Source organism: Streptomyces sp. NPDC051976, from assembly GCF_040680795.1.
Taxonomy (GTDB): Bacteria; Actinomycetota; Actinomycetes; order Streptomycetales; family Streptomycetaceae; genus Actinacidiphila.
The window spans coordinates 1-26,387 of the sequence record NZ_JBFAXL010000017.1 but is presented as its reverse complement, the minus strand read 5'-3'; the positions used below and the strand labels follow the sequence as shown (position 1 = coordinate 26,387).

Genomic DNA, 26,387 nt, shown 5'->3' with positions numbered 1-26,387 from the left:
CCCGGTTCCGGCGCCGGGCTTCCCCTCGCTGAGCGCAGCCTCAGCGGCGGCCCGAGGGCGCGGCTTTCGGCGCGAGCCTCCGGAACCTGCCGGCTCATGGGGCGGCGGCGCCGCGCCACGATGACCGGGCTGACCTCGCGCTAGGACGAACCTAGGACGAACCCAGGACTCGTGAAGCTAACTTCGCCGGAACAGGATCAGGACAGGCAATCGTGTCCCGGTCCCGGCTCATCCGAAAATCTCAGGATGCTCACGCAACGTACGGCGGCAAGAGGCGCACAGGCGGCTACCCATGTCGGCATCCTCGTCGCGCCAGTGAGCGAACATTCGGCACGGAGGGGTCACGAATGTCCCGCGCAACAAGCAAAGCACTTCGCGTAGCGGTCCTGATGCTCGCGCCTGTTCTGTTCCTGCTGTTCACCACCGCGGGATCGGCCAACGCGTCCTGGCGCAACGGCGCGCTGTACAACCAGGAGTCGGGCAGGTGTCTCGACGCTGGGCCCGGCCACCTCCAGCAGTACGGCTGCAACGGCACGGCTGCTCAGAGGTTTACCGACATCTCGTCAACGCAGTACTACCAGCTTCAGAACGGCCTCGGGAAATGCATTGACTCGGGTCAGATGTATGCGTCTGGGGTCTTCTCCTGCAACGGAGGCGACTACCAGCTGTGGAGCGTCACCTACGTGGGGAAAGACGCCGCTGGGCGCACCTACTACCAGTTCCGCAACGTTCACTGGTCGGACGTGTGTCTCGACAGCGGCCAGAACTACAATACGGATATTTGGGGCAATCCGACCAACGGTTACCAGATGGGTCCGTGCAACAGCGGCACGTACCAGTGGTTCTACTGGAACTAGGAACTGTCCCGCCCGTCTTGGGATGAATTGCTGAGGCCCCGTGGGCTGAAGCGATTCCGGTCCCATGCTCGAAACTCGGCACATTTGAGGGGGGAACCATGATCACACGCACCGCCCGCACTCTGGCCGCGGCAGCGCTTGCCGTGGCCAGTGTCGGCCTCGGAGCCGTCGGCACCGCGCAAGCGGCTACGGCCAGTTGCGGCTACATCAACATCGGCTCGCCGGGCAACGTCACCGCGCACGGGATGTACGCCGGCCAGGTCGAGCAGATGTACAACACCTGCAACTACTACACCTGGGCGCACTTCCAGTGGGCCACTTCCTACCAGCAGGGGCCCTACCGCAGCGACACCGTGTTCGTGAGCATCATTTCGCAGAGCAACGGGGGCAAGGTGACCGGCCCCATCTCGACCGCCGTCAAGGACGTCGACTCGCCGGGGATGTACATCCACGACGCCGACCCGGACACGTTCATCGCCTACGCACAGGTCAACTGCGCCGACGCGTTTGGCACCTGGCACGCGTACGCGAACGGCGCGAACTGGGCCGGTCCGGCACCGCACAACTGCTGAACAGCCGTGGGCGACCGAGCCGGCAGGCGGTGACGCCCGAGGCCAACGGTCGCCCTGTTGCGCGGTTGTGACCTGCACGGTCCTGGGATCGGGAGAGTGGATCCGACGTGTGCGGTCGAGTCCTAACTGCTGGTTCCGTAGGCGGCCATGAACATGTCCAGCAGTCCGTCGACCGCGGCCTCGTCGATGGGGCGGGTTGACAGCAGGCTGCGGTAGTAAAGCGTGCCGCACAGCACCTCGGCGGCGAATTCCAGATTCGCCGCCGAGGTCAGTTCACCGGTGCGCTGGGCGCGGGTGATGCGGTCGAGGGTGCGCTGCTCGACGGTGACCAGGAATCGTTCGTGCAGGGTCGCCCGCAGCACTGGATCGGCCTGCGCCTCGCCGATGACCGCGCGGTAGACGGGGCCGATCGGCGGGCTGGAGAGGGCGAGGCCCGAGCGGAGGAACTGTTCGCGCAGATCCGCGCGGACGTCCCCGGTGTCGCGGTAGTCCAGGTCGCTGGTCCACACGCGGCTGAGCGCGTCGAGCAGCATCGCCGACATGGACGGCCAGCGCCGGTAGATCGTGTGTTTTCCGACCCCGGCCCGTCGGCCGACCGCCTCGATGCTCAGGCCCGCGTATCCGACCTCCGCGGCCAGATCGAGGGTTACCTGCAGGAGCTCCTCGGTGCGCGCGGCGCCTCGGCGCCTCGGCGTGGCGGGCGTGTCGGTCATGCCGCCATTCTAACGGCACGTGGCGTGCCGTTGACAATGCCGAGGGCTGGGCGCAGTATTCAGACTCGATCGGCACGTTGCGTGCCGATACCGGATGTGGCGGCACGTCGCCACCCACGCGCCCCTCAAAGGGAGATCTGCCATGCGCAGCACCGAAAGCAGCACGCACGAGGGATTCACGGCCGAGGAGCGGGCCGCGATGAAGGACCACGCCCAAGAGCTGAAGACGGCAGCCCGCCGCGGCTCGCGCGCGGACAAGGCGGCGGAGGCGGAGCGGGACGTACTCGCGAAGATCGCCGAGATGCAGGACTCGGACCGGATCATGGCTGAGCGGGTCCATGCCGTCATCACAGCCAACGCCCCGGCCCTCGCGCCGAAGCTCTGGTACGGGATGCCCGCCTACGCCCTGGACGGCAAGGTCGTGTGCTTCTTCCAGAGCGCGGAGAAGTTCAAAGCGCGCTACGCGACGCTCGGCTTCAGCGACCAGGCGAAACTGGACGAGGGCACGATGTGGGCGGCAGGTTTCGCCCTGACCGAGGTGACGGCCGAGGTGGAGGCGCGGATCGGTGCGCTCGTGAGACAGGCGGTGAGCTAAGGCGCGCCCGGTGACCGGGCTGGGCCCGCTGCGCCTTGGCGTGCTCGGCGGCCTGGCGCTGCTGGTCCTTGAATCACCCGAATGGCAGCTTGCCCGAGCCGGGAGGACATTGGGAGACGAGGGCGAACAGCGATGCCGGACCTGCCGATCGCCGCAGCGCCGTGTTGCCATTCGCCGACGACGCCTCTTGTCTGGAGGATCTTCGATGGCCGCCACCGACGTCACCGACCGCGCTTCCGCGCACACCAGCGGCAACGGTGGGAGGCGACACGGCACCACCACCATCGCCGACAACGTGGTCGCCACGATCGCCGGAATTGCAGCCCGCGAGACCGAGGGAATCTATGCCCTCGGCGGCAGCGCTTCCAGGGCGCTGGGATCAGTCCGGGACAGGATGTCCAGGTCTTCCGACCCGGGCAGGGGTGTCAAGGTCGAGGTGGGCGAGAAGCAGGCCGCGATCGATCTGGACGTGATCGTGGAGTACGGCGAACCCATCGAGGACGCCGCCAAAGAGATCGACACGCGCGTGACGGACGCGGTGGAGACCATGACGGGCCTGGAAGTCGTAGAGATCAACATCAAGGTGCTCGACGTCCACCTGCCCGGATCGGACGACGACGAAGACGACACGAACGGGGCCGGGCCGGGCGAACGGGTCCAGTAGAAGACTCGTCCCACGCGGCGGGATGACAGCGGAGCGATACCCGCCCGCCCCGACACCAGTACGGGTATCGGGGCGGGCGGGTTCATGGGGAGTGTGAGGTGGGTGCGACCGGGCGCTTCGGCGGGTGCCGGGTGGCACCCGTGGTTACAGCGTGCGGGGCAGGCGGTCGGTGAGCAGCCGGGTGAAGCGGGCCGGGTCGGGCAGGTCGCCCCCTTCGGCGAGCAGCGCGCTGCCGTATATCAGCTCGGCGATCTCCGCCAGTGCGGGTTCGTCGGCGCCTGCGTCGTGTGCTGTGCGCAGGGCGGTGATCAGCGGGTGTGCGGGGTTGAGTTCCAGGATCCGCTTGACGGTGGGCAGTTGCTGTCCCATCGCCCGGTACATCTTCTCCAGGGTCGGCGTCACGTCGTGGGCGTCGCCGACGATGCATGCCGCCGAGGTCGTCAGGCGTGACGACAGGCGGACCTGCTTGACCTGCTCGGACAAGGTGGTGGTCAGCCAGGGCAGCAGGGCGGCGAAGTGCTGCTCACGCTGGGCCTTCTCGGCGTCGGTTTCCTGGTCGCCGTCGGCGGACTCGTCGAAGTCGACCTGGCCCTTGGCGATGGACTGCAGACGGTGGCCGTCGAAGGCCGGGATCTGGTCCACCCACACCTCGTCGATGGGGTCGGTGAGGATCAGGACCTCGTACCCTTTGGCGGCGAAGGCTTCCATGTGCGGGGAGTTCTCCACCATCGTGCGGCTCTCGCCGGTCAGGTAGTAGATGGCGTCCTGCCCGTCCTTCATGCGCTCGACGTACTCGCGCAGCGTGGTGGTCTTCTCCGCGTCGTGCGTGGAGGCGACCGACACCAGCTCGAGCAGGGCCTCGGCGTTGTCCGTGTCCTCGACCAGGCCTTCCTTCAGGGCCCGGCCGAACTGCGCCCACACCTTCGCGTAGCGCTCGGCGTCCTTGGACTGCATGTCCTTGATGGCGCCGAGGACCTTCTTGACCAGGCGCCGTCGCACGCCGCGGATCTGGCGGTCGTGCTGGAGGATTTCGCGGGAGACGTTCAACGACAGGTCGCGGGCGTCCACGACACCCTTGACGAAGCGCAGGTAGTTGGGCATGAGCGCTTCGCAGTCGTCCATGATGAACACTCGCTTGACGTACAGCTGCACGCCGGACTTGGTCTCGCGGGAGAAGAGATCGAAGGGTGCCTGCGAGGGGATGAACAGTAGCGCCTCGTACTCGAAGGTGCCTTCGGCGCGCATATGGATCGTCTCGGCCGGGGCCAGCCAGTCGTGGCTGATCTGCTGGTAGAACTCGTTGTACTCGTCCTCGGTCACCTCGGTGCGCGGCCGGGCCCACAGCGCCTTCATCGAGTTGAGCGTGTCGACGTCGTGGGTGGTATCGCCCTCGGCGTCGGTGCGCTCGGTGGCCATCCGGATCGGCCAGCGGATGAAGTCGGAGTACTGCTTGACGATCTGACGGATCTTCGATGGGGACAGGTAGTCGGCGAGCCCGTCCTCGCTGTCGGCGGGCTTGAGGTGCAGAGTGACCGAGGTGCCCACGGGCAGGCCGTCGACGGCCTGGAGGTCGTAGGTGCCCTCGCCGTCGGACTCCCACTGGGTGCCGGAGTCGGTGCCGGCCCGCCGGGTGCGCACGGTGACCTTTTCGGCAACCATGAAAGCCGAGTAGAAGCCGACGCCGAACTGCCCGATCAGGCTCTCGGCGGTGGCGGCGTCCTTGGACTCCTTGATCTTCTCCAGCAAGCCGGCGGTGCCGGACTTGGCGATCGTGCCGATCAGCTCCACGAGATCGTCCCGGGTCATGCCGATCCCGTTGTCGCGGACGGTCAGTGTGTGGGCGTCCTTGTCGACCTCCAATGAGATGTGCAGGTCGGTGGTGTCGATCTCGACGTGGCTGGAGTCGGTCAGCGATTCCAGCCTCAGCTTGTCCAGTGCGTCGGAGGCGTTCGAGATCAGCTCGCGCAGGAAGATGTCCTTGTTCGAGTAGATCGAGTGAATCACCAATCGGAGCAACTGGCGGGTCTCGGCCTGAAATTCCAGCGTCTCGACACTGCTGCCCATTGGGTCTCTTTCTGTGGGAACGTCATGGACGGAGGGGACTCGGGCCGAGACGGACCGTTGCCCGCCGTCGGCATGGTTCGGGGCGGCCCGGACCGCACCCGCATTCTGTGAATCTCTGTGGCGGGAGTCAGGCATCGTCAACTGCTGTCGTCGGGAGCCGGTCGTCCAGCGCGTCCAGGCATTTGACGAGGTCGGTGTGGTGGGCATCGAGGTAGGGGCGCATGTCGGTCAGGGGGGCAATGAGCTCGGCGGCGTCGGTGGCGCCCAGGGCGGCATGCACGGCGGCCTGGGCTGAGCGCGCTTCGGGCGCGAGGTGAGCGAGGGCGGTGATCTGTCCGGCGAGGCCGCGCAGGTCGGCGGCGTTGGCGCGGGCCCAGGTAGCGATGGCGCGTTCGGCGGCCCTGGCCTGGCGGGTGGCCGTCACGCGTTGCTCGCCGGTGGTGCCGACGGCGCCGGGGCGGCCGCGCAGGTAGCGGCGTTCGGCGGCCTGGCGGCTGGCGACGCCGAGGGGGTGGGCGAGGTCGGCCCAGCTGGCGCCCGCCTCACGGGCGGTTTCGATCAGGCCGGTCTCCCAGCCCGCGAGCTGCTCGCGCACCTGCCGCAGCAGCATCAGGGAGGCCAGTGCCTGCTCGGCGCCGGGGCCGACGGCGTCGGAGGTCTCGTGCTGGGCATCGCGCAGGGTGTCGTCTATCGCGGCAAGGGCCGCGGCGGCGGCGAGGAAGGACGCCGGGCTGTGGGCGTCGGGGATGCTCGGGGTCGGCTGGTCGGCCGGGGTCAACAGGCACCTCCTCTGTCGTCACCACTTGGACGACACCATGTTTGTCATCCATTGGATGACATGTTACAACGGTTTCAGTGAAGCGCATTGGCAGCAACTGCCCGAACTTCCTGGAGGTGTTTTCCGATGTTGATGCGCACCGACCCCTTCCGTGACCTGGACCGGCTGGCCCAGCAGATGATGGGCCCGGGCACCTGGTCGAAGCCGTCCGCGATGCCGATGGACGCCTACCGCGAGGCCGACCAGTACGTGGTGGCCTTCGACCTCCCCGGCGTCAGCGCGGACGCGATCGACATCGACGTCGAGCGCAACATGCTGACCGTCAAGGCCGAGCGCCGGCCCGTGACGAAGGCCGACGACGTGCAGATGGAGCTGTCGGAACGGCCGCTGGGCGTCTTCTCCCGCCAGATCGTGCTGGCCGACACGCTGGACACCGAGCACATCCAGGCCGACTACGACGCAGGCGTGCTCACCCTGCGCATCCCGATCGCCGAGCGCGCCAAGCCCCGCAAGATCTCCATCGGCGTCGGATCCGGCCACAGGGAGATCTCCGGCTGAGCCGGACGGACGAAGCCTGACCAGCGGCGGAGGACGGGTACCTGATCTCCCCCCTCGCCCGTCCTCCGCACCCCGTGGACCTGAGGAAGGGTGGCGGCCGACATGACTTTGCGACGCCAAGCGTTCCTCGATCATGTGAAGGAACGCGGCGAATACGGCACGCTGCAGGAGGCCGAACGCGCGGCCCGCGTCGTGCTCGCCCTGCTGGGCGCACACCTGGTCGGCCAGGTACGCGCCCAACTGGCGGCGCGTCTGCCGGAAGAGTTCGCCCTGATCCTGCTCAACCCGCTGCAAAGCGCCGAGCCGCTGCCCCCGGAGCGGTTCGTACGCGCGACCGCGGCCTGGATCGAAGGCGCGACCGAACAGACCGCGGCCTGGGACGTCAGCGCCGTCCTGTCCACGGTCGCCGACGCCGCCGGCGACGGCCCTCTCAAGGAGATCCTGCTCCAGCTCCCCGTGGGCTACGACCTCCTCTTCGGCCGCCCCCAGCCCACCTGACCACCCACCCCCGGTGACCGCGCACGGCCACCCCGACCCTGGTGACAGAAAGGCAATCACCGATGATGTCCGACCAGAGCGCACCACTCCAGCAGCACCACGGAAGGACCTACGAGCACCTGCTGGAAACGGTCCGCTACGACGGCGCCTACCCCACCGTTGAGAAGGCCGAGGAAGCCGTCCGCCTCGTCCTCGCCGGACTGGGACGCCAGCTGACCGGCGACGAACGCGTCGAACTGGCCGCCCGCCTGCCCCTCGAAGCCGCACGCATCCTCACCGCCCAGATCCCCGACACCCAGCCGCTGGGCGGCTGGGCCTTCGTCAAGGACCTCGCCGCCCGCACCGGCGCCTCGCTGGCCACCACCCGCTGGGACACCGGATCCGTCTTCTCCGCCGTCGCGGCCTACGCCGGCCCCGACCTGCTGACCCGCATCTTGCGCCAGCTCCCCTCCGGCTACGCGCTGCTGTTCGGCCGCGCCGAACTCCTCCCCGCCGCATAGCCGGAGACGTGCGTGCTCGGGGCGGGCGCGACGACCACCGCGCCGCTGCCCGCCCCGAGCCTGCGCGGACTCCGACAGTCACGCCTGCCACTGGCGGGCGGCGGCGGGGAGCACGGCCATCTCCGTCGGCTGCTGTACGGGGGCGGGGCCGGTGGGAAGACCGTGCGCCCTTCCACCACGCCACGTCAGCCACTCCTCTGCAGCCTCGGCCCGCTCTGGTTGGTCCTCTGATGGTGCGACCGGTCGAGCCGACACGCCCGCGGCCGCCCAGGCTGCGTTCGCCTGGGCGGCCCGCTCGTGCGTCCGGGCCTCAGCCGGCAGCCCCGGCCGGTGTCGTGGTCGTGGTGAAGCCTTCCTTCTTGTTCGCGGTGATCGCGAACTCGTTGGTGAACGTCGTGCTGAGGTCCACCGACGAGGTCACGTTCCCTACCATCTGCTCCGTGGCCAGTGCGGTCTTGGGGCCGCCGGCGGGCATGATCCCGTCGGGCAGGAACTGCCCCTTGTCCTCATTGAGCGCCTTGATGTAGTCGGCCTTGGTGACCAGCTGGTTCTGCACGAAGGACTGCGGCAGCTTGTCGGCTATGTCGGCGGCGCTGTGCGTGTTGATCCAGTGCATGGTGGCCACGAGAGCGTCGACGACCCGCTGCGCCGCGTCCTTGTGGGACGTCACCCAGTCGGTACGGGCGAGGACGCTCGCCCCCGGGAAGGCTCCGCCCAGCGCGGCCTTGGCGCCGTCGGTGGTGGCCAGGTCGACCGCGGAGGTGCCGACGCCCTTCTTCTCGATCGCGGCGACCGTCGGCTGCGTCGTCATCACGCAGTCGGCCTTGCCGTTCTGCAGCGCCGCCACGGCGGTGGAGCCCGCACCGACCGCGAGCCGGTGGTAGTCCTTGGTCTTCACGCCCTTCTGTGCCGCGATGAACTGGGTGAGGGTGTCGGTGCCCGAGCCCAGGTCGGTGACGCCGAGCGTCTTGCCCTTGAAGTCGGCACCGGACGTCACGCCGCTCTTCGTGGTGCACATCTCCCGCTCCCCCGGCGCGCCGGACAGCTGGACGATGTCCTCGACTGCCTTGCCCTTCGCCTGGAACTCGATCGTGTGGTTGTACCAGGCGCCAGCCATGTCCACCTGGCCCGAGGCCATGGCCTCCTCGGCGCCGACGCCGCCGTCCTGCTCGGTGCTCAGCCTGACGTTGACGCCGTACTTCTTGTAGTAGCCGAGGCTCTCGGCGAGTTGGTACGGGAGGTAGATCTGCTTGTCGATGCCGCCGACCATGAGCTTCACGGTCGGGGTGCCGCCGGAGCCGGACGAGCCGGAGTTGCCTGAACACGCGGTGGCGGCGGCGAGGGCGAGCACGGTGATGAGCGATGCGGTGAGGGTTCTCTTGGGCATGGCGGGGCTGACACCTTTCAGGATGGCGGGTGCTGGTGGTCTGGACGGGACAGCAGGAGGGGGATCAGAGCGCGTTCGCCTCGGAGGGGGCCGGCGGGCGCCAGGAGAGCAGGCGGCGTTCGAGCTTGCCGATGAGCCATTCGGCGCCGAGGACGATCACCGCGATGACGAGCATCGTGGCGAACACGCCGTTGGGGTCGAAGTTGTTCTGCGCGGTCTTGATGACCAGGCCAAGACCGCTCTGCGCGCCGAGCACCTCCCCGACGAGGGCGCCGACGATGGCGAAGCCGAAGGCACTGTGCAGGCTGGCGATGATCCAGGTCAGCGCGGAGGGCACGATGACGTGCCGGGTGATCTGCCAGCGGGAGGCGCCGAGCACCCTGACGTTGGCCAGGACGTTGCGGTCGACCTCGCGCACACCCTGGAAGGCGTTGAAGAAGACGATGAAGAACACCAGTACAGCGGCGAGAAGGATCTTCGGGGTCACTCCGATACCGAAGGCGACGATGAAGATCGAGCCGAGGACGATGCGCGGGATCGCGTTGACCATCTTGATGTAGGGACCGAGCACGTCGGAGAGGTAGCGGCTCTGGCCGAGCGCGACACCGAAGACGATGCCGGTGAGGGAGCCCACGGCGAAGCCGACGAGCGCCTCTTGGATGGTGGTCCAGATGTTCTGGTAGAAGGAGCCGAACTGGGTGCCGTGCTGGAAGAGTTCGATGAGCCGCTTCCAGATGCCCGACGGCTGCCCGTAGAAGAAGGGGTCGACGATGCCCCAGGTCGTGAACGCCTGCCAGCCGCCGATCACGAAGACCGCGAGGCCGATGCGGCCGGCCCAGACCCTGGCGGCTCGGCGCCGTACGGCGCGCCGGGCGGCGCTCGCGGGCGAGACCTTGCCGCCACCGGTGGCGGAGGTGGTGGAAGCGGTGGACGTCGTGCTCATGCGTTGCCTCCTGCGGTGAGTGCGTAGGCACGCTCCACCTCTTCTCGCAGCGTGTCCCAGATCCGGTGCTGGAGTTCGATGAAGCGGGGCTGGAAGCGGATCTCCTGGACGGAGCCGCGCGGCCGGGGAAGATCGATGTCGAAGACCGCCTTGACCGAGCCCGGGCCGGATGTCATCACGACCACCTTGTCGGCGAGCGCCACCGCCTCGTCCAGGTCGTGGGTGATGAAGATGACGGTCGGACGGATCTGCTCCCACAGGCTGAGCAGCTCGGTCGACATGATCGCCTTGGTCTGTACGTCGAGGGCGCCGAACGGCTCGTCCATGATCAGGATCTCGGGTTCGTTGATCAGGGCCGCGGCCATCGCCACGCGCTTGCGCATCCCACCGGACAGCTGGTGGGGGTAGCGGTCCTCGAACCCGGTGAGGCCGACCCTGCGCAGCCAGTCACGCGCCGAGGCCTGCGCCTGCTGCTTGGGCACCTTGCGGAACACCGGGCCCATCAGCACATTGCCGAGGACCGTCTTCCAGGGCAGCAGCGCGTCGGTCTGGAACATGAAGCTGACGCCGTCGGTGACGCCGTCCACCTCGCGGCCGCCGACGCGGACCGAGCCCTCGCTGGGCCGGTCGAGCCCGGACACCATGCTCAGCGTCGTCGACTTTCCGCATCCTGTGGGACCCACCACCGCGCAGAACTGACCGGGCTCCACGGTGAACGAGACGTCTTGCAGCGCGGTGAACACCTCGCCGGCGGGAGTCAGGAATCTCTTCGTGAGCCCGGTGATCTCGATGCGTGCGTTCGCACGATCCGCCGCACCGGCCTCCGCAATCCTCCCGACGTCGTTTCGCGAAGCCATGAGGCCGCTTCCTTCCTTCTTTCGGGGTCCCCGGAAATCCCCCGCTGTTCTGTCGGGTGATGTCCGGGGAGTCCTCGCCGACCGAGGAAGGCAGACGCTAGAGAGCGGCGCGCGTTACCGCGCTGTTTCCGAGCTATCTCGCGATAGCCGCGTAACGGGGACTTCTGCTCGTTTTGCTCAGCGGGTGAAGGGTGGGCAGCGTCCCGGCCATGCGGCACAATCACGCCACCCGCCCATCCGGTACGGGCCGGTCCGGCATGACGCACCACCGCAGCGAAGAGGTACCCCGTGACACCCATCCGATTCCGGGCAGGACCCAGCGGAAGGCGGAGGCTTTCCACCCGGATCCTCGCCAACCAACTGGTCATCCTCGCGCTCACGGGCCTGATCGGCTTCATCCTGTTCGCGTTCGCCCAGCGGGCCGAACTCGACCACTCCTACGAGCAGCGCGCCCTGGCAGTCGCCAAGATCACCGCCGCGGATCCGCAGATCCAGCACGGCACGCAGTACGGTGACGACGCCGTGGTGCAGTCGGTCGCCCAACGCATCGGCCGGGCCTCGGGGGCGTCGTACGTGGTCGTGATCGACATGCACCGCATACGTCACTCCCACCCCATCGCGGCCCTGATCGGCAAACCGGTCGCGGAGCCGATCGTGGTGAAGGACGGCCACCCGCACGTCGGCATCGACCAGGGCGCGACGGGCCGGTCCGCCAACGGCAAGGCCCCCCTGTACAGCCCCTCCGGCGCACTGATCGGCGAGGTGTCGGTGGGCCTGCCGGAACGCGACGTGCTCGGCGAACTGTGGAACGAGCTGCCCACCTTCGGCCTGTACGCCGCGCTCGCCACCGCCATCGGCGCCGCGGCCGCCTACCTGCTGGCGCGGCGGCTGAAGCGGGCCACGTTCGGGCTGGAACTGGAGGAGCTCGCCTGCCTGATGCAGGACCGCGAAGCCATGCTCCACGGCATCCGAGAAGGCGTCGTCGCCTTCGCCCCCGACGGGCGGATCACCGTCGTCAACGACGAGGCCCGGCGCCTGCTCGGCATCGGCACCGCGCTCGGCCACCGGCTGGAGGAGGTCCTGCCCGACGGCCGCCTGCGCCGCGCCCTGGACGGCACCCTCACCGGCGCCGACGTCAGCGTCCTGACCGACGACCACTGCCTGGTCGTCAACCGCATGCCCGTCACCCTGCACGGCCGCGAACTGGGCGCCGTGGTCACCGTACGGGACCGCACCGAGCTGATCGGCCTGCTGCGCGAACTGGACTCCGTACGCGGGCTGACCGACGCCCTGCGGGCCCAGCAGCACGAGTTCACCAACCGGATGCACACCGTGGCCGGGCTGCTGGACATCGGCGACCACAAGTCCGCGTACGACTACGCCATCGACACCGCCCGCTCCGGACAGGCCCTCACCGAAGCCGTACGCCGCCACATCGGAAACCCCCTGATGGTCGGACTCATCGTGGCCAAGACCACGGTCGCCGCCGAACGCGGGGTAAGGGTCGTCCTCACCGACGACTCCGCGCTCAGCGACGACCCCCCACACCTGCGGCGGCTGCTGACCATCGTCGGCAACCTGCTCGACAACGCCGTCGACGCGACGGCCGAGGCACCTCCCGCGGACGACGGACGCAGGATCCTGCTCACGGTGACCGAGGGCGACGGCCAGATCGTGGTGCGCGTGGCGGACAACGGCCGGGGCATCGCCCCCGGCACCGCACAGTCGATCTTCGAGGACGGCTGGTCCACCCGCCCCGAGCGGGGCACCGCGCGACGCGGCCTGGGGCTCGCACTGGTGCACCGTCTGGTGCAGCGACACAGCGGCACCATCACCGTCAGCGAAGGCCCAGGCGCGGTCTTCACGGTCGTACTGCCACAACAAGGCACACAACAAGGCGCGCAACCGGGCACAGCGCCGGCGCCAGGGGCCGCACTGTCCACGAAGGCGTTGCCGATGGGAAGTGACCTCCGATGATCCGGACCCTCGTAGTGGACGACGACTTCCGCGTCGGCCAGATCCACAGCGACTACGTGCGCCGCGTCCAGGGCTTCGACGTGGTCGGCCGAGCCGAGACCGTGGCCGATGCCCTGCTCGCGGTCCCCGCCCTGCGGCCGGACCTGCTGCTGCTCGACATCTTCCTGCCCGACGGCAGCGGGCTCGACGTCCTGCGGCACCTCAGCCAGGACCAGGTCGCCACCCGCCCCGACGCCCTGGTGATCACCGCAGACCACGACATCTCCTCCGTCCGGGCCGCGATGAAACTCGGAGCCGTCGGCTACCTGGTGAAACCCTTCGGCTCCGCCGACCTCGCCGAACGCCTCACCACCTATCGCCAACTCCGCGACCGCGTGGACGCGCTCAGCCAGGCGGCCACGGCGGACCAGGCCGACGTGGACGCTCTGTTCAGTGCCGCCCGCCCACCGGCAGTCCCCCGCATCCCGTCCAAAGGCCACTCCGCCCCCACCCTCAGCGCGATCCACCAGGCCCTACGCGCCAGCCGCAGCGCCCTGTCGGCCGCCGAGGCCGCCGAAGCAACCGGCGTATCCCGCGCCACAGCACAACGCTATCTGTCCTACCTCGTCAAGGAAGGTACGGCCCGCCTGGAACTCCGCTACGGCACCAACGGCCGCCCCGAACACCGCTACCTCATCACGCGCTGAACCACTGGGCGAAGTGACACCGCGCTGTCATCTCGCACCACGACGCTTGCGCTGCTTGGGCCGACCACGTGCGGGGCGGGCCAGCGCTACCTGGTGTCGTACTTCGGCTTCGCGGCGCCGATCGCCGGTCTCTCGAAAGATGGCAGCAGCGGTGGAAAGAGCCTCAATGGCCTCGTCGAGCCTGCGGACTTGACACAGACTGAGCCCGACGTTCTTCCACGCGATGCCTTCGCCGTGGCGGTCGCCCAGCTCCCGGCACAGCGACGCGTCCTGCGTACCAACGTCTGCGGCCTCATCGAATCGGCCTTCTTCGGCGAGGGCGTGGCCAAGGAGATTCAGTGTGGAGGCGGCGCTGCGGCGGTCGCCGATTTCGCGGAAGAGGCTGACAGCGGTGGTGAGCGGAGCGACGGCCTCGTCGAAGCTCCGCTTCTGGACAAGAAGTTGCCCGAAGTTGGCCTGCGCCATGGCCTCGCATCGAGGATTTCCGATCCCCTTGGCGAGACGAGCAGCACCGAGGACGGCGTCGGCGGCCCCGTCGAATTCACGCATCCGGATCAACGCGGCCCCGAGGTTGTTCAGAGCGAGTGCCTCCCCGTGCGGGTCACCGCACTCACGGAAGAGGGCAACGGCATCGGTGTGAGCCTTGACTCCCTCCCCGAACCTGCGGGCGCCGACCAGGGCCAGCCCGAGGGTGTCCAGCGTCACGCCCTCTGCGTGGCGGTCGCCCACCTCTCTCCAGTGAGCGACAACCTCGGACATGTAGCCGACGGCCTCCTCGGATCCGCCCAGTTCGATGTGGATGGACCCCAAGATGCCCACCACCCTGGCTCCGCCCAGGCTGTCCCCCACCTCCTCGAAAATGCCCGCAGCATCGGTGAGGACATTGGCAGCCTCCACGTACTTCTCCAGGGACGCCAGGGCCTGTCCGAGATTGCTCAACGTCGCGGCTTCCGCGTGGCGGTCTCCGGCCTCTCGGCAGAGATCGAGAACCGCCGTGAAGGTGTCGACAGCTTCGTTGAACCTGCCCGCACGGATGAGGGCGCGCCCCAGACCTTCGAGCGCTCCTCTCTCGTTGCGACGGTCTCCGGCCTCACGGCAGACAGCGACGGCGACAGTACTGAGGTGGATCCAGTCGTTGGCGTACTGGCGCAGGTCGAAGAACGCGCCGAGAGCCAGTACAAGACCTGTCGCGGCGGCGTGTTGTGCGGGGGCGGCCGTGGCGGCGGCGACGAGGTTGTTCCGTTCGGCATCCAGCCACGCCAGCGCCTGATCGCGGTCGGTGAACGTGTCCGGGAGGGTCAGGCCCGGCGTTGTCACCAGGTGGATGTCGGCCGCCTGAGCGGCAGTGAGGTAGTGGTCGAGCAATCGCGCCAGCGCCGCATCCCGGCCGTCGTCCGTGGCGCGGGCGCGGCCGACCTCGTCGGAGAAGAGCCGGACCAGGTCGTGCATCCGCCAGCGGCTCCAGACCCGCCCGGGCTCGACCAGGTGCGCGTCGGCCAGGTTTTGCAGCAGTTCTTCGGCCCTGTCCGTGTCGGTGCCGGCAAGGTGGGCGGCGGCTTCGGTGGACAGGTCGGGGCCGGGGTTGAGGGGCAGCAGCCGGAACAGCCGGGCGTGATCACCGTCGAGGAGTCGATAGGACAAGTCGAAGGCCGCCCGTACGGCCCGGTCGGGGCGGGTCAGCTTGTCCAGGCGGGTGTGCTCGGCCTCAAGGGCGGTGGCCAGGGAGGTCGCGGGACGGGCAGGCGCGGCAGCCAGGACGGCGGCGGCGATACGCAGGGCCAGCGGCAGACCCGCACAGAGACGGGCAATCAGCGTGGCCGCTTCCCGATCGTCGGCAATGCGGGTGTCACCGTCTCCTCGGGCGTGGCGTAACGCCTGGTCGAGCAGGGCGATGGAGGCCGACTCCTCAAGAATGTCGAGGTCGTGGAGGCGGGCGTCGAGTCCGTCGAGCGTGTGGCGGGAGGTGACAAGAGCCGCGGTCACCCCGTCGGTAGGCAGCAGCGGGCGGACCTGCTCGGCGGAGGAAGCGTTGTCGACGACCACCAGGATCCGCTGCTGGCGTTCGGCGTAGGCGGCCAGCACACTGCGGTACAGCCGCTGCCGGTCCTGCAGACCGTCGGGTATGTGATCGCCGGGCATGCCCAGTGCGCGCAGCAAGCCCTCAAGGGCCCGTTCGGGAGACAGGCGGCGCTCGGGGTCGTAGCCGAACAGGTCGGTGAAGAGCACCCCGCCGGGGAACCAGCCCGGCTTCTTGCGGGCCCGGGCGGCGGTCTGGATGGCCAGTTCGGTCTTGCCGATGCCGGCCAGACCGGACACGGCGGTCACCAGCACTGCCCGCCCGGCGTCCGGGCCGCTCGCGCCCGGGGCCAAATTCTCCAGCAGCCGGCCGACGTCTTGGTCGCGGCCGGTGAAGGCGGTGGAGGGGGCGGGCAGTCCGGACAGGGCCGGGGTGATCTGCGGCGGCAGCTGCACGGTGACGTTCCGGCCCTGGATGACCGCGTGGAAGAAGATCCCGCCGCTGATCGTGTTGCTGACCCCGCCATCCGCCGCGCCGTCGCGCGCTGCCTCTGTCCGCCCCACGCCGGTCAACCCCGCGCCGCTCGGGAGGTGCTGTCGCTGTCGCCGGTACCGGCCGCGGGCTGCGCGGCAGGTGCGGAGGGCCCGGAAGGCGGGGCAGTGAAAGACAGGCCGGAGAAGTCCCGGCCCTGCAGCACCGGCCCGTGCTGCGTACCACCGCTGATGGAGTTGTGCAACGTGCCGTCGCCAGTTCTCACCAGCTTGGCCTGCGCCTGCCAGGCTTCAAGGCCGGTGCGGAAGTCCGAATCCAGCGCGGCCCGCACCGCGAGTGCGGCGCTCAGCGCCTGCGCTTGCTGGTCGTCTGCCGGATCCTGTTCCAGCCGTGCCAGCTCCGCCTCCCCGGAACTGACCACCGGCGCCTGTTCACCGGCGTCGCGGCGGAACGGACGCCGCACCAAAGCCGTCAACCCCGCCCAGGCCTGCCGCCCGAGCTCCCCGCCAGCCCCGCCGGCCAGCGCCGCCAGCAGCCCTACCGATACCGGGTCCACTCCGCACCACCTTCACATTCCGTCATGAGGTTATTACTAGGAACGGACGAGCGGGAAGGAACCGAGAGTTCCCACCCGTCACCACATGCCGCCTCCTGGCGCCCGCGCTCGCTGGCGGATTCGTGAGCGGGAAACCGGGCTGAGGATCATCCGCCAGGTGGCGAAGTCACTCGACGAGGCAACGTGGACCTCCCGGATCCGCTGGCCACCTGGCCGAGGTCGTTCCAGCCGCCGTGGCCGTCACCGCCGTTCCGGAGGTAGACGCCGGCGGAGCTGGACAAGGGGTCGGTGTGGATGTAGTCCGCGTTTCCGCCGCCGTCGAACCGGCGCACCACACCGAGCGGCGTGACCTGCCGGACAAGCCCTCAGACTTCCCCGAGCGATGCTGTGGCCGCCCCGGCCAGAAGAGAACTGGTCCCCGGCTAAGGGATACCGGGGACCAGTCCGACGGCGCACGATCAGATGACGTCGTCGCGAAGGCCGATCCGCGTCACGGCTGCCCACACCACTTTCACTGCAAGCGCCACCACGAACCGCCCTGCTAATTGCTTAGCCCACGACTCCTTCTCCTTCTCGGCCATCTCAACCTCCACCTTTTCCCAGGATGAACAGCGCCACCGGCAAGGCCGGTCCGCTGCCGAGTCGGTAGGGGCTACCGACTCGCCCGTGAGGGCGGAGGAGCCGGGGCGGCGTCCCTTGTCGCCGCCCCGGCCCCCACCCCGTGTCCTGGGAAACAGGAGGTTGTGCAGCTATTTTATCGCAACCCGCCACAGCCGACAGGGAGTTGACGCCGTAGCCCAGGCCCTCAGGCAGTCAGGCCGGGCGCACCCGAGATCGAGGAACGCTTCGTGGACGTCGTCGCGGTTCTCCCAGCGGATCCGCCAACGGCGAAACCAGTGCAGGTGGGCGAACCCGCGCTCCACAACCGAGCGTTGCCTGCCGAGGCCCGAGCCGTGCTCAGTGCCGCGACGGTTGATCAGCGGCAACAGCCGAGGTCGCAGACGAGACGACCCAACTTGTCGTGGTGGTAGCCGCGGTCACCCAACGCCAGGTCAGGGCGGCGGCAGGGCTGGTCCCCGCTTGCCTCGCACCGGTGGCGCCACCTGGAGATCTTCGGCATCCGCGACCCACAGCCGTGGAGTATGTCCACACCGCCCACCCAGGCAAAGGCAGCCCCACCGACCAGTTGGACACCCATCTGCCACCGCCTGAAACCGCCCGCCCCCGACTGGCAGGGATGTCGGTCACCGAGTCGCTGTACGCGCATGGTCAGGCTGTGTTGTAGATGACTGGGGCGATCAGGTCGTGCAGAGTCTCCGCGAAGATCTCGCGCACTGCCGCGTATTCCCATCATGCGGGCCGCGCGGATGCACGTGCGCATCCCACCCATCCGGCCGTGTTCCTTACCCCCGGCCGAATACACGAACTGGGCATACGCACTGGTCGGCGTAACCTCGTGGGCCGGTTGATGAAGCCGCCCTCGCGGAAGGAGCGCCCGAAGACGAGTGTGCTGGCCTTGGCGACCACGATCTTGTCGCGACCGAAGAACGCCGCCATGTGCGGTGGCCAGGCGGCCGGTCTTACCCAAGTCGCTTACAGACGACCACCGTTCGGCGTAGGCCCAGGGGCGTGGGTTTGCCTGAGAGGGGTGTCGGGTACACCATGGAAGTCACGGATCGTTCGCGATCTCGGCAGGAATACCAGCAGGTCAGAGCCCAGATCGACCGCAAAGCCACAGGCACTTCAAGGTCGGTCTGAGTACGAGCCGTTGCCGGTCAGGCGACGGCTTCTTTGTTGGTCCGTGATGGTGCATGTGGAGCCACACGAACAGGAACTCGGTGGGCCACCCGCAGCGCGGCGAAACGATACGGGCGGCCCGCCTCATCCGACTCGGAAAGACGGGAGCACCACCAGTATGCCCAGATCGCAGGCTCCGCCACCTCGACCCACCATGCACCTGGTCATGTACTGCTCGGCCTTAACCGCCGGCGTGCTGATCGTCATCCTCGGTCACTCCAGTCCGGTTCAAGCATCCAGCTTCGTAGCGCCGTTCCTCGTCGTCTTCGAAGGGCTGCGACACCGCGGGGAGTGAACGTCAACTGGCAGGGGCCGACAGGCACCACCGTCAACCTGCCAGCGTTCCTGACACCAGGTGCTGCGGACTATCGAGCCACACCCGCTCGTGCTCGGCTGTCACAGTCATACCGAACCGGGTGACGTCAGGCTTGCCGGCCTCGGCCCACCCGTAGTGGGCGGCCTCGAGGTGGTCCCACAGGCGGCGGGGCCCGCCCTGGTAGACCGTGGACTCCGACTGCTCGTCGTGCAGAACGGCCGCGGCCCAGGAGCGGTCAGAGATCCCGTACAGCCAGAAGCTGACGCTGGGGCCTCGCCTGTCGGTGAAGCTGACGCAGTCGCGCCCGACGCTCAGGCCCGCCACGAAGCGGAACGGGTGGCCAAGATCCTCAGCGGTCAGACCGGTGGTGGTGACGCAGTCGGCCGCCGCGGCGACGTCCCCGCCGGGGACATACTCAGCATGCGGCGCCCGCGCCAACCGGTGGGCGCGCGCCTTCATGAATTCCACCGGCCGGGTGAACCGCCCCTCAGCGCTACTCTGATCATCGGCCACTACCAGGCGCACCACGGCGTCGGCGTGGGAGTAGTGGGTGCCCCAGGGTGTCACGATCACTCCTGCGGGGGCTGTCTGCTGCACCCATGTGTAGGGAATCGAGCGCACCGCCATCGTCGCGATCACCCTGTCGTAGGGGGCGCCCGGCGGGTGCCCGAGCAGCCCGTCACCGACGACAACCTGCGGGTGCACGTGGGCGTCGTGCAGGGCGGTCGCAACAGAAGGATCCACCTCAACGGTGGTGACGTGGCTGTCGCCGAGATAGCGGGAAGGAGGGCGGCGTGCCATCCGGTGCCGGTACCGATTTCCAGGACACGCATACCGTCGCGCACGTCCAGGTCGCGCAGCATCGCGGCGACCACAGAGGGCGCGGATGCCGACGACGTCGGCGCCGTGCCCACAGCGGCACCCTCGTGGCGGCCGTCGTCCCACTGCGTGGTGATCGGCACGTTCGCATCGACGTAGCCGTACCAGCGCCCGGCGTCAACCTCGCAGTTGACGCCCGTGCTTGTTCTGGTCTCCATGTCGTAGGGCCACATCACCGGCGGCAGGAACCGGGCGCGGTCCACCGCGGTAAGGGCCTCCGCCCACTGCGGCGCCAACGCACCGCTGTCGAGCAGGGAGCGCACCAGCGCCGCCCAACCGGGCCGAACGGTGCGACCGGTCATCGTCACTTTCGGTGCGTTCCGTCCCCAGGCGGGATGTCCCCGTCAGGCGACGGAGGCTCCTGCGGAGGCGTCCACGGAGTCCCCGGGTGCCCGTCCTCGTCACCGCCACGGTTTCCCTCCTGCACCACAGGGTTCGCCGCAATCGCGTTCACCCGCATAGTGCCCCCGTTCTGTAGTCCTGGCGGTGTCCGGACACAACGGTAAGCACCCGCGCAGGCACCCGACAGAGTGCCTGACAGAGGGTCATATCGCCGCCCGCACAACTTCACCTATCCGAATCTCCTGCCTCGCGGTGCCTCGGTAGCCCGGGCGATCCTCCATCAGGCGGCCGCAGGGCCTCTCCGCCAAGATGCCCCCGGACCAGGCCATCGACACGGAACACTCCAATACCGGGGCCTCCTGACGCTGCTCGGTGATTCGACACCAACGAGCTGTTCAGAAGGCCCCACCCCTGTGCACCGAACCCGCGAGATCACCCGAACGGGAATCGCGTTCGAAACGAGGTCCAAGATCGGCACAACATCAGCGACTGAGGGTTCAGGAGAAGGTCCAGGTAAGGCTGTTCGTGCTCGCGCCGGTGTTCTCCTGGTCCACCGCCGCTCGCTGGGTCGTCGAGCCCGCGACGCCGATGTTCAGGCCGCTGCCCACCCCGACGAGCATGTAGTTGCTGCCGGAGAGGCTGCCGACCAGGTCGAGGGACCACTGCTGGTTGGTCCCACCGTTGCAGGTCCACTGTTGCAGGTGAACGCCGGAGTCCGTCCACTGGTTCGGCACGTCCAGGCACAGTCCGCTGTTGGTGTTGATCAGCGTGTAGATGTTGTCCGCCACTTTGGCGAGGGTCCATTTCTGGTTGGCGCCACCATTGGACGGCCACTGGATGACCGGGGCGCCGTTGGAGGTCGAGGAGCCGGAGGCGTCCATCCGCATCGAACTGCCGGCGTTGGTGAGGGTGTGGACGCCGGCGGCAGGCACTCCGCTGTTCGGCGTCCAGGTTCCGGCGGAGACGTCGAGCGACCAGGTGGGGTACTGGCCGAGGTTCACCGTCGTTCCCCTGATGGTCAGCGGGAGCCAGATCAGCTGGGAGCTTCCGAGATCACTGGTGCTCCAGCGGTCGCCCGCGTAGATGTACGTGGTGCCCGAGGCACCTTGCACGGTGATGATGTTCGCCGTCTGGCTGTTGTAGGTATTGGTGCCGGGTGCGGCGAAGTCCCGGAAGGCGGACCAGGGTCCGCTCAGGGAGGTGGCAGTGGAGTACATGTTGTCGTTGGTGGCCCACCCCGTCATTTGCGAGCCGAGCAGGTAGTACCTGCCGCCCGTCTTCACCATGGCCGGGGCCTCGGCGCCGGGCAGCAGCGCCACAGCGCTGGTGACGGAGAGGTAGTCGTCCGAGAGTCTGTCGATACGCAGCCCGCTGGCGCGGTCCTCGGTCAGCAAATAGGCGCTGCCGTCGGTGTCCTGGAACAGGCCGATGTCCCGGCTCTGGAAGCCCAGCGGACGGAAACTGCCCCGGTAGCTGTAAGGGCCGCAGGGGGTACTGCTGGTCGCCACGCCGACCTTCGCTTCGGAGTAGTCCGTGCTGTCGATGTGTATGTACATCACGTATGTGCTGGTCGAGGCGTTGTAGATGACCTTCGGCCGCTCCACGATCCGGTTGGGGCCCAGGTCGCCGCTGCCCTGCTTGGTCAGCGCCACGCCCTGGTACGTCCAGTTGGCCAGGTCGGTCGAGGTGTAGCAGGGGATGTCTTGGAAAGAGGTGTTGGAGGAGTTCTCTCCTGTCTTGTCCTCTCCAAAGCCGTACCAGGTGTTGCCGACCTTGACGATGCCGAGGCCATGCAGCTGGGGGGTGTGACCGTTCTGGTCGGTCCTGGTTACTCCTAGTGTGAACGACGCGGATACCGCGCTCGCTTGCGTGGCGGGCAGTAGCAACACCGCTAGAGTCCCGAACAGGGTGAGGAAAACGACCAGCGCGGCCCGCCACCGGCGGGCTGCATGTCTGCGGTGCCGTGTCCTGATGATCATGGGTAGCACCTTTCCGTTGAGGTCGGGGGTCGCGTCGGAGCGCGCACGAGGATGAGTGGGTGGACTCGGGCGCTTGAGCCGTAGTCAGGCCGATCTCCATCGACGGTCAGCCCCGCGACCGCTTCTGGTCGGCACCGCCGTTGAAGGCGTAGATATCGATCTTGGTGCCGTTGACCGTGCCTGCCCGTAGGCATCGAGCCACTTGCGTGGCGACCAGGCCCGGCGCCGAGGCCGCCGCTGCGCGCCCGCTCCCCGCGAAGTGTTTGTGGTCTGACCACAATGCGCCGACGTAAGCTGAGGAGCATTTGGGGTGGCGGTTCATTCCCAGCCCGGACGCATTCAAGGAGCACGCACATGCCCACAGCGGTCAGCTTCCAGAAGCCTCGGGCGCAGGCACAGAGACGGTGTCGATGACGGGTGCCGGCCCACCCGGGTTGGTGAAGCGGAGAGTGTTGCCCTGGCCTCCGGCCTTCAGGCGTACACGGGCGACAGCGGTGTTCACAGCCGAAGTCCCTCCGGTGGTGGGGAAGGCGAGCTTCACCGGCGGGGTGCCGTTGACACTCAGGTAGGCATAGCGATTGGCCGCATCCGGGTTGGCGTAGGAAATTTGGAGCGTGTACTCGCCGGAGTGATCGACGGTGACGTCGCTCATCTGCACGCTGCCCGCCTTGGCTGTCTGGCTTGAGCCAGGCAGGTTGATCGCGTCGACGACGATGGTGTCAGCGCTGGACGCCGGGTTCTTCTGGCCGGTGACCTTGATGGTCAAGGTGTGGTCACCTGCGGCCAGGCCGGAGGCGGAATAGAGCACTTGCTGGTACGACTTGCCGCCGGCGGTGTACGTGTCCACGGTGGCGACCTTCGAGCCGTCCAGGTAGACATCCGCGATGCCGCCGTTGGTGTTCTTCGGGCCGATCCACTGGGCCTGCGTCCCCGTGAACGCCACGCTGACGCTGTCGTCGGCAGTGGTGCTGTACGTCTCGGTCTGGTCGTAGTCCTCCTGCGACCAGTCCTGGTTGGTCGCAGGAGTCCAGGTTCCCGTGTACTTCAGGGCGGGATCGAAGTCGTCGTAGGTGAACGGGGAAGAAGACGGCATTCCCAACTTTCCGACGGCCGAACTGCCTGTGCATGCCGTACACGCGACCACGGCGGCCCCGTCGCCCAGAACTGCGTCCGAGTCCGCTTCGTAGGTGGTGTAGGTGCGCTGCGGACTCCACGTGCCGGCGTTGACATCGATCGACCAGGCCCGCTGCCAGGACAGGCTCGCGGCTCCTCCGCCGATCGTCATCGGGAGCCAGATCGGAGCGGAGTCGTACAGGTGACTGGAGTACCAGCGGTCCCCGATGAACACGTAGCTGGTCCCGTGCCGGCCTGTGACCGGCAGGACGAAGCTGGTCTGAGAGTTGAAAGTCTGCGATCCGGTCGGTGCGAACGGCTTCCACGCCGACCACGGGCCGGACGGGGAAGAGGCGGTGGCGTAGACATTGTCATTGGTGCCCCACCCCGTCAGGTGCGAGGCGAACAGGTAGTAGGTGCCATGCACCTTCACCATCGCCGGCGCCTCCAGATCGGCGAGCACGGCGACCGAGGACGCCACCGTCAGGTAGTCGTCCGAGAGCCGGTCGATGCGCAGCCCGTTGGCCCGGTCCTCAGTGAGCAGGTAGCCCGCGCCGTCGGTGTCCTGGAACAGGCCGATGTCGCGGCTCTGCTGTCCAAGCGGCCGAACGCTGCCGCGGTAGGTGTACGGGCCGCACGGGGTACTGCTTGTAGCCACGCCGACCCGGGCGTCGCCGTAGTCTGACGAGTCGACGTGCATGTACATCACGTACTGGCCGCTGCGCGGGTTCCGGATGACCTTGGGGCGCTCGATGACCCGGTTCGGCCCGAGGTCACCGCTGTCCTGGCGGCTCAGAGAGTCGCTGTGCCGAGTCCAGGACGCCAGGTCGGAAGAGGAGTAGCAGGCGACGGCGGTGTAGGTTCCGCCGGCTGACTTGTCCTCGCCGTAGGCGTAGTAGGTGCTGCCGTCCTTGAGGATGCCGACGCCGTGTAGTTGGGCCAGGGCGCCGTTCTGATCGCTCCACGCCGCACCGGGTACGAGGTTCACCGTTCCAGCATGCCCGGGGGGAGGGCTCGCGCCGGCGGCATCACCCGCTGACGCGGCCACTGTTGTTCCCAGTACCGCCGCAATGCCAGCGGTGAGTGCCGCTATCCGCACCATGAGTCGTCTTCGCATCGCAGCCTCCTATCGGCCCAGGGCCGTTTTGAGCAACCAATGACAGCCCTCTCCAACGGTGAGCGCGGCTGCGGCGCTGACCGGGCTTTGTGTACAAGGGCTGGCTGTGTCAGACATGTTCGGCCCGCCGGGGCACCCGCAGGGTGCGCAAGGGGCCTATGGCTGCGCCCTCGCAGGGGAGCAGGTCCCCGCCGAGTCAAGCATGTGAAGATGTGTTGGATGACGGGGTTGTATGACGGGTGTTTACGTTGGATTAAGTTAGGAGGGGGCGGATCGGGCGTCAAGAGCTGTGACATGACTCGCCGAAAGAGGGCATCTCGTCCGCAATGAGCACACCGGGAGATGTTCGTTTCTGTTCGGAACCTCGGTCGGAACGCCGGAAGACAGCCTCAATCAGGTGCAGCGCGATCACCGCCGAAGCCCGTGCGATACCGGGCCCAGGCACCGTCTTCCCGGCGACCCCATCAACAGAACCCCGGCCCCACCGCCCTCGCGCCAGGCCCGACGCCACCGCTCAACCGACCGCACACTGATCCGCAGGGCAGCGGCAACCTCCGCGTTCTTCTGCCCGCTCTCGAAACGCTCCACGGCCGGAGCCGCAACCACTCCCGCGTAGTTCTCTCGGCGTCGGTCAGTCAGCCGCCCTGCGCGTACCTCACGCCCAGGGCTACCGGTGCCGACAGCCGACTGCCAGGCGAACGGCACCGACATCACCCAACCAAGTTCAGTAGCGCCTTCAGGCATGCCAGCGGACGCGGGTCGTAACCGCATCGTCGAGTGGATGTGGAAGCGCGAGGTCTACGGCCAGGCCCGCGACGTTGAGCACCAGGTGAGCACCGGCTGACCTGGTGGGTGGCCACCGCCTCAGCTCATTCTCTTCCTCGTCGGGAACGAACCGAGAGGACCCTGCCCCGCTAGCCATGCTTTACCTGCTGTTGGAGTTAATTCGATGGCTGTCTACCTTCGAGACGAGAGCGCAAGAAGCAACGCGCAGTTTCGCCCTCGACCGGCTTCGTCACCCCTCTGCGGACGGGAGTACCACCATGTCCGAAACGCTTCAGACCACTGACGTCGCCGTCTCTGACGCCCACGTGCTCGACCGGACCGCCGTCGCTGTGCGCGCGGCGGGCTCGGCCCTGCTCGAGGGCTTCAGCGAGGGGGTCCGCTACGACAGCCGCGAAGGGCTGATGCGCGCGCTGGCCGCCGACGACGATTTGGCTCTCGACATCCTGCACCCGCACCTCACGAACCTGCGCCCGGACGCCGGGTGGGCGGAGGACGAACTGGTCGGCGGGGCGCTGCCGCCTGGTGAGTGGTGGGTCGTGGATCCGGCCGAGGGCAACGTCAACCACCTGCACCACCACCCTGTCGCGGAGCCCGCGTCATGATCGACCGGCTCGTCGTACCGGCCTTGCTGGCGGTGATCAAGGCTCTCGGTGGCCTCTACTGGTTCGCGTGGCGGCGGTGGCGCCCCGAGCCCGCGCGGGACGCCCTCGTATATCGCCTGGGACGGCGACGGCCTCCTTGTGGTGGGCCCTTCTGTGACGGCTGTGACGAGTGCGGTCCGTCCGGTCGGTCCGGTCCGGGTGCTCGCCGGCTCAGAACTCCGCGTCCGCGGTGAGGAGATGGGCGGCGCGTTCGGCGATGGCGATCACGGTCGCCTATGGAACGGCAGCGAGCGACCTTCCACCGTGCCCTATCCGCGCCTCGGCCTGGTCGTACGGCACCCAGACGTCGACGTGGACGCGGTGTCGGCCCGCGCCACGGCGACTGTTCGGGAGGGCGGCAGCGCGGTTCACAGCCAGAGCCCCGTGCCTAGCGGCCGAGGCCCGAGTATGCGCAGCCACGGCTACCGCGAACCTGTTCCGCGCTGCGGCCGCCATCGATTCAACCGGGTGGAACATCGCCGCCCGTACGCGCCACTACGTCCGCGGGCTGCTTGCCGCGGTGCCCCGCAGGAACAGCCGCCAACCGGCCCAGCAGACGGGCCCCTCCACCCCGATGGTCCGGGCACCTGCCCGCCGGCAGCGGACCCACCCCGCCCCATGGCGGTCCGTCAGGGGCGAAGGGCTCGTGGCCGCACCGGCCGCGGCGTTCCACCTCCTGACCCGTTGGCGCCCCGGTCACGTG

General features: G+C 68.2%; 23 protein-coding genes and 2 pseudogenes. 10 read left to right on the top strand and 15 right to left on the bottom strand.

The window, feature by feature from the left end; genetic code table 11:
- The first annotated feature begins 347 nt into the window (after window positions 1-347).
- On the top strand, window positions 348-857 hold the full coding sequence (locus tag AB0M29_RS18925) for a ricin-type beta-trefoil lectin domain protein (protein WP_365383892.1): 510 nt from the start codon (window positions 348-350) through the stop codon (window positions 855-857).
- Window positions 858-955: 98 nt separating this feature from the next.
- A complete protein-coding gene (locus AB0M29_RS18920) occupies window positions 956-1,429 on the top strand; it encodes a hypothetical protein (RefSeq protein WP_365383890.1) in 474 nt (157 codons plus the stop codon).
- A gap of 122 nt (window positions 1,430-1,551) precedes the next feature.
- Here AB0M29_RS18920 and AB0M29_RS18915 read toward each other — a convergent pair whose 3' ends face one another.
- Window positions 1,552-2,142 (bottom strand): TetR/AcrR family transcriptional regulator, encoded by a 591-nt coding sequence (locus AB0M29_RS18915; protein ID WP_365383888.1) that lies wholly within the window; start codon window positions 2,140-2,142, stop codon window positions 1,552-1,554.
- A gap of 142 nt (window positions 2,143-2,284) precedes the next feature.
- Between AB0M29_RS18915 and AB0M29_RS18910 the strand changes: the two genes are divergently transcribed.
- Both AB0M29_RS18910 and AB0M29_RS18905 read left to right on the top strand, forming a co-directional pair.
- On the top strand, window positions 2,285-2,737 hold the full coding sequence (locus AB0M29_RS18910; protein WP_365383886.1) for a DUF1801 domain-containing protein: 453 nt from the start codon (window positions 2,285-2,287) through the stop codon (window positions 2,735-2,737).
- A gap of 205 nt (window positions 2,738-2,942) precedes the next feature.
- The gene (locus AB0M29_RS18905) at window positions 2,943-3,401 is read left to right on the top strand and encodes an Asp23/Gls24 family envelope stress response protein (RefSeq protein ID WP_365383884.1); all 459 of its coding nucleotides are present in this window, start codon (window positions 2,943-2,945) and stop codon (window positions 3,399-3,401) included.
- A gap of 144 nt (window positions 3,402-3,545) precedes the next feature.
- Here the strand turns inward: AB0M29_RS18905 and htpG are convergent, their stop codons facing one another.
- Both htpG and AB0M29_RS18895 read right to left on the bottom strand, forming a co-directional pair.
- Complete coding sequence (gene htpG, locus AB0M29_RS18900) at window positions 3,546-5,465, bottom strand: molecular chaperone HtpG (protein ID WP_365383882.1); 1,920 nt, start codon at window positions 5,463-5,465, stop codon at window positions 3,546-3,548.
- 127 nt (window positions 5,466-5,592) lie between these two features.
- Window positions 5,593-6,243: a type III effector protein gene (locus AB0M29_RS18895; RefSeq protein ID WP_365383880.1), complete on the bottom strand. Its 651-nt coding sequence runs from the start codon at window positions 6,241-6,243 to the stop codon at window positions 5,593-5,595.
- Window positions 6,244-6,369: 126 nt separating this feature from the next.
- Here AB0M29_RS18895 and AB0M29_RS18890 point away from each other — a divergent pair, with 126 nt between their 5' ends.
- From AB0M29_RS18890 to AB0M29_RS18880, 3 genes are all read left to right on the top strand, one after another.
- Window positions 6,370-6,801 (top strand): Hsp20/alpha crystallin family protein, encoded by a 432-nt coding sequence (locus AB0M29_RS18890; protein WP_365383878.1) that lies wholly within the window; start codon window positions 6,370-6,372, stop codon window positions 6,799-6,801.
- A gap of 102 nt (window positions 6,802-6,903) precedes the next feature.
- Entirely contained in the window at window positions 6,904-7,299 is a 396-nt protein-coding gene (locus AB0M29_RS18885; RefSeq protein ID WP_365383877.1) for a DUF2267 domain-containing protein, read from the top strand.
- Window positions 7,300-7,361: 62 nt separating this feature from the next.
- On the top strand, window positions 7,362-7,799 hold the full coding sequence (locus tag AB0M29_RS18880; RefSeq protein WP_365383875.1) for a DUF2267 domain-containing protein: 438 nt from the start codon (window positions 7,362-7,364) through the stop codon (window positions 7,797-7,799).
- A gap of 310 nt (window positions 7,800-8,109) precedes the next feature.
- Here the strand turns inward: AB0M29_RS18880 and AB0M29_RS18875 are convergent, their stop codons facing one another.
- The 3 genes from AB0M29_RS18875 to AB0M29_RS18865 form a co-directional block, all read right to left on the bottom strand.
- Window positions 8,110-9,186, bottom strand: a complete 1,077-nt coding sequence (locus AB0M29_RS18875) for an ABC transporter substrate-binding protein (RefSeq protein ID WP_365383873.1) — start codon at window positions 9,184-9,186, stop codon at window positions 8,110-8,112.
- Window positions 9,187-9,250: 64 nt separating this feature from the next.
- The gene (locus AB0M29_RS18870) at window positions 9,251-10,129 is read right to left on the bottom strand and encodes an ABC transporter permease (protein ID WP_365383871.1); all 879 of its coding nucleotides are present in this window, start codon (window positions 10,127-10,129) and stop codon (window positions 9,251-9,253) included.
- Window positions 10,126-10,986 carry an ABC transporter ATP-binding protein gene (locus AB0M29_RS18865; protein WP_365383870.1) on the bottom strand — a complete coding sequence of 287 codons (861 nt, stop codon included), beginning with the start codon at window positions 10,984-10,986 and terminating at the stop codon, window positions 10,126-10,128. The genes AB0M29_RS18870 and AB0M29_RS18865 overlap by 4 nt, the downstream gene beginning before the upstream one ends.
- Before the next feature lie 288 nt (window positions 10,987-11,274).
- On the opposite strand from AB0M29_RS18865, the gene AB0M29_RS18860 reads away from it, so the two are divergent.
- Window positions 11,275-12,963, top strand: coding sequence for a sensor histidine kinase (locus tag AB0M29_RS18860; RefSeq protein ID WP_365383868.1), 1,689 nt, complete (start codon window positions 11,275-11,277; stop codon window positions 12,961-12,963).
- A complete protein-coding gene (locus AB0M29_RS18855; RefSeq protein WP_365383866.1) occupies window positions 12,960-13,649 on the top strand; it encodes a response regulator in 690 nt (229 codons plus the stop codon). Before AB0M29_RS18860 ends, AB0M29_RS18855 begins: the two co-directional genes overlap by 4 nt.
- Window positions 13,650-13,676: 27 nt before the next feature.
- Here AB0M29_RS18855 and AB0M29_RS18850 read toward each other — a convergent pair whose 3' ends face one another.
- The 9 genes and pseudogenes from AB0M29_RS18850 to AB0M29_RS18810 form a co-directional block, all read right to left on the bottom strand.
- Window positions 13,677-16,229 carry a tetratricopeptide repeat protein gene (locus AB0M29_RS18850; RefSeq protein WP_365383864.1) on the bottom strand — a complete coding sequence of 851 codons (2,553 nt, stop codon included), beginning with the start codon at window positions 16,227-16,229 and terminating at the stop codon, window positions 13,677-13,679.
- A gap of 5 nt (window positions 16,230-16,234) precedes the next feature.
- Window positions 16,235-16,714, bottom strand: coding sequence for a hypothetical protein (locus AB0M29_RS18845; RefSeq protein WP_365383862.1), 480 nt, complete (start codon window positions 16,712-16,714; stop codon window positions 16,235-16,237).
- Between the two features lie 458 nt (window positions 16,715-17,172).
- Window positions 17,173-17,295: a hypothetical protein gene (locus AB0M29_RS18840; RefSeq protein WP_365383861.1), complete on the bottom strand. Its 123-nt coding sequence runs from the start codon at window positions 17,293-17,295 to the stop codon at window positions 17,173-17,175.
- 168 nt (window positions 17,296-17,463) lie between these two features.
- Window positions 17,464-17,718, bottom strand: a pseudogene (locus AB0M29_RS18835) (hypothetical protein); the annotation flags it as partial.
- A gap of 1,121 nt (window positions 17,719-18,839) precedes the next feature.
- Window positions 18,840-19,532: a hypothetical protein gene (locus tag AB0M29_RS18830; RefSeq protein ID WP_365383859.1), complete on the bottom strand. Its 693-nt coding sequence runs from the start codon at window positions 19,530-19,532 to the stop codon at window positions 18,840-18,842.
- Entirely contained in the window at window positions 19,463-20,008 is a 546-nt protein-coding gene (locus AB0M29_RS18825; protein WP_365384045.1) for a hypothetical protein, read from the bottom strand. The genes AB0M29_RS18830 and AB0M29_RS18825 overlap by 70 nt, the downstream gene beginning before the upstream one ends.
- 537 nt (window positions 20,009-20,545) lie before the next feature.
- Window positions 20,546-22,027, bottom strand: coding sequence for an RICIN domain-containing protein (locus AB0M29_RS18820; protein ID WP_365383857.1), 1,482 nt, complete (start codon window positions 22,025-22,027; stop codon window positions 20,546-20,548).
- Window positions 22,028-22,394: 367 nt separating this feature from the next.
- Window positions 22,395-24,128, bottom strand: coding sequence for a family 43 glycosylhydrolase (locus AB0M29_RS18815; protein ID WP_365383856.1), 1,734 nt, complete (start codon window positions 24,126-24,128; stop codon window positions 22,395-22,397).
- Window positions 24,129-24,665: 537 nt separating this feature from the next.
- On the bottom strand, window positions 24,666-24,968 hold the full coding sequence (locus AB0M29_RS18810; RefSeq protein ID WP_365383854.1) for a helix-turn-helix domain-containing protein: 303 nt from the start codon (window positions 24,966-24,968) through the stop codon (window positions 24,666-24,668).
- Between the two features lie 332 nt (window positions 24,969-25,300).
- Between AB0M29_RS18810 and AB0M29_RS18805 the strand changes: the two are divergent.
- Window positions 25,301-25,615, top strand: a pseudogene (locus AB0M29_RS18805) (3'(2'),5'-bisphosphate nucleotidase CysQ); the annotation flags it as partial.
- Window positions 25,616-26,387 lie beyond the last annotated feature (772 nt).

Bases quoted from the DNA above. Each gene is read 5' to 3' on its own strand.
- AB0M29_RS18875 (WP_365383873.1), bottom strand. From the start codon at position 9,186: ATGCCCAAGAGAACCCTCACCGCATCGCTCATCACCGTGCTCGCCCTC.
- AB0M29_RS18825 (WP_365384045.1), bottom strand. From the start codon at position 20,008: ATGACCGGTCGCACCGTTCGGCCCGGTTGGGCGGCGCTGGTGCGCTCC.
- AB0M29_RS18820 (WP_365383857.1), bottom strand. From the start codon at position 22,027: ATGATCATCAGGACACGGCACCGCAGACATGCAGCCCGCCGGTGGCGG.
- AB0M29_RS18810 (WP_365383854.1), bottom strand. From the start codon at position 24,968: ATGTCGGTGCCGTTCGCCTGGCAGTCGGCTGTCGGCACCGGTAGCCCT.
- AB0M29_RS18855 (WP_365383866.1), top strand. From the start codon at position 12,960: ATGATCCGGACCCTCGTAGTGGACGACGACTTCCGCGTCGGCCAGATC.
- AB0M29_RS18905 (WP_365383884.1), top strand. From the start codon at position 2,943: ATGGCCGCCACCGACGTCACCGACCGCGCTTCCGCGCACACCAGCGGC.
- AB0M29_RS18890 (WP_365383878.1), top strand. From the start codon at position 6,370: ATGTTGATGCGCACCGACCCCTTCCGTGACCTGGACCGGCTGGCCCAG.
- AB0M29_RS18910 (WP_365383886.1), top strand. From the start codon at position 2,285: ATGCGCAGCACCGAAAGCAGCACGCACGAGGGATTCACGGCCGAGGAG.
- AB0M29_RS18885 (WP_365383877.1), top strand. From the start codon at position 6,904: ATGACTTTGCGACGCCAAGCGTTCCTCGATCATGTGAAGGAACGCGGC.
- AB0M29_RS18865 (WP_365383870.1), bottom strand. From the start codon at position 10,986: ATGGCTTCGCGAAACGACGTCGGGAGGATTGCGGAGGCCGGTGCGGCG.
- htpG (WP_365383882.1), bottom strand. From the start codon at position 5,465: ATGGGCAGCAGTGTCGAGACGCTGGAATTTCAGGCCGAGACCCGCCAG.
- AB0M29_RS18880 (WP_365383875.1), top strand. From the start codon at position 7,362: ATGATGTCCGACCAGAGCGCACCACTCCAGCAGCACCACGGAAGGACC.
- AB0M29_RS18915 (WP_365383888.1), bottom strand. From the start codon at position 2,142: ATGACCGACACGCCCGCCACGCCGAGGCGCCGAGGCGCCGCGCGCACC.
- AB0M29_RS18920 (WP_365383890.1), top strand. From the start codon at position 956: ATGATCACACGCACCGCCCGCACTCTGGCCGCGGCAGCGCTTGCCGTG.
- AB0M29_RS18870 (WP_365383871.1), bottom strand. From the start codon at position 10,129: ATGAGCACGACGTCCACCGCTTCCACCACCTCCGCCACCGGTGGCGGC.
- AB0M29_RS18840 (WP_365383861.1), bottom strand. From the start codon at position 17,295: ATGGCCGAGAAGGAGAAGGAGTCGTGGGCTAAGCAATTAGCAGGGCGG.
- AB0M29_RS18925 (WP_365383892.1), top strand. From the start codon at position 348: ATGTCCCGCGCAACAAGCAAAGCACTTCGCGTAGCGGTCCTGATGCTC.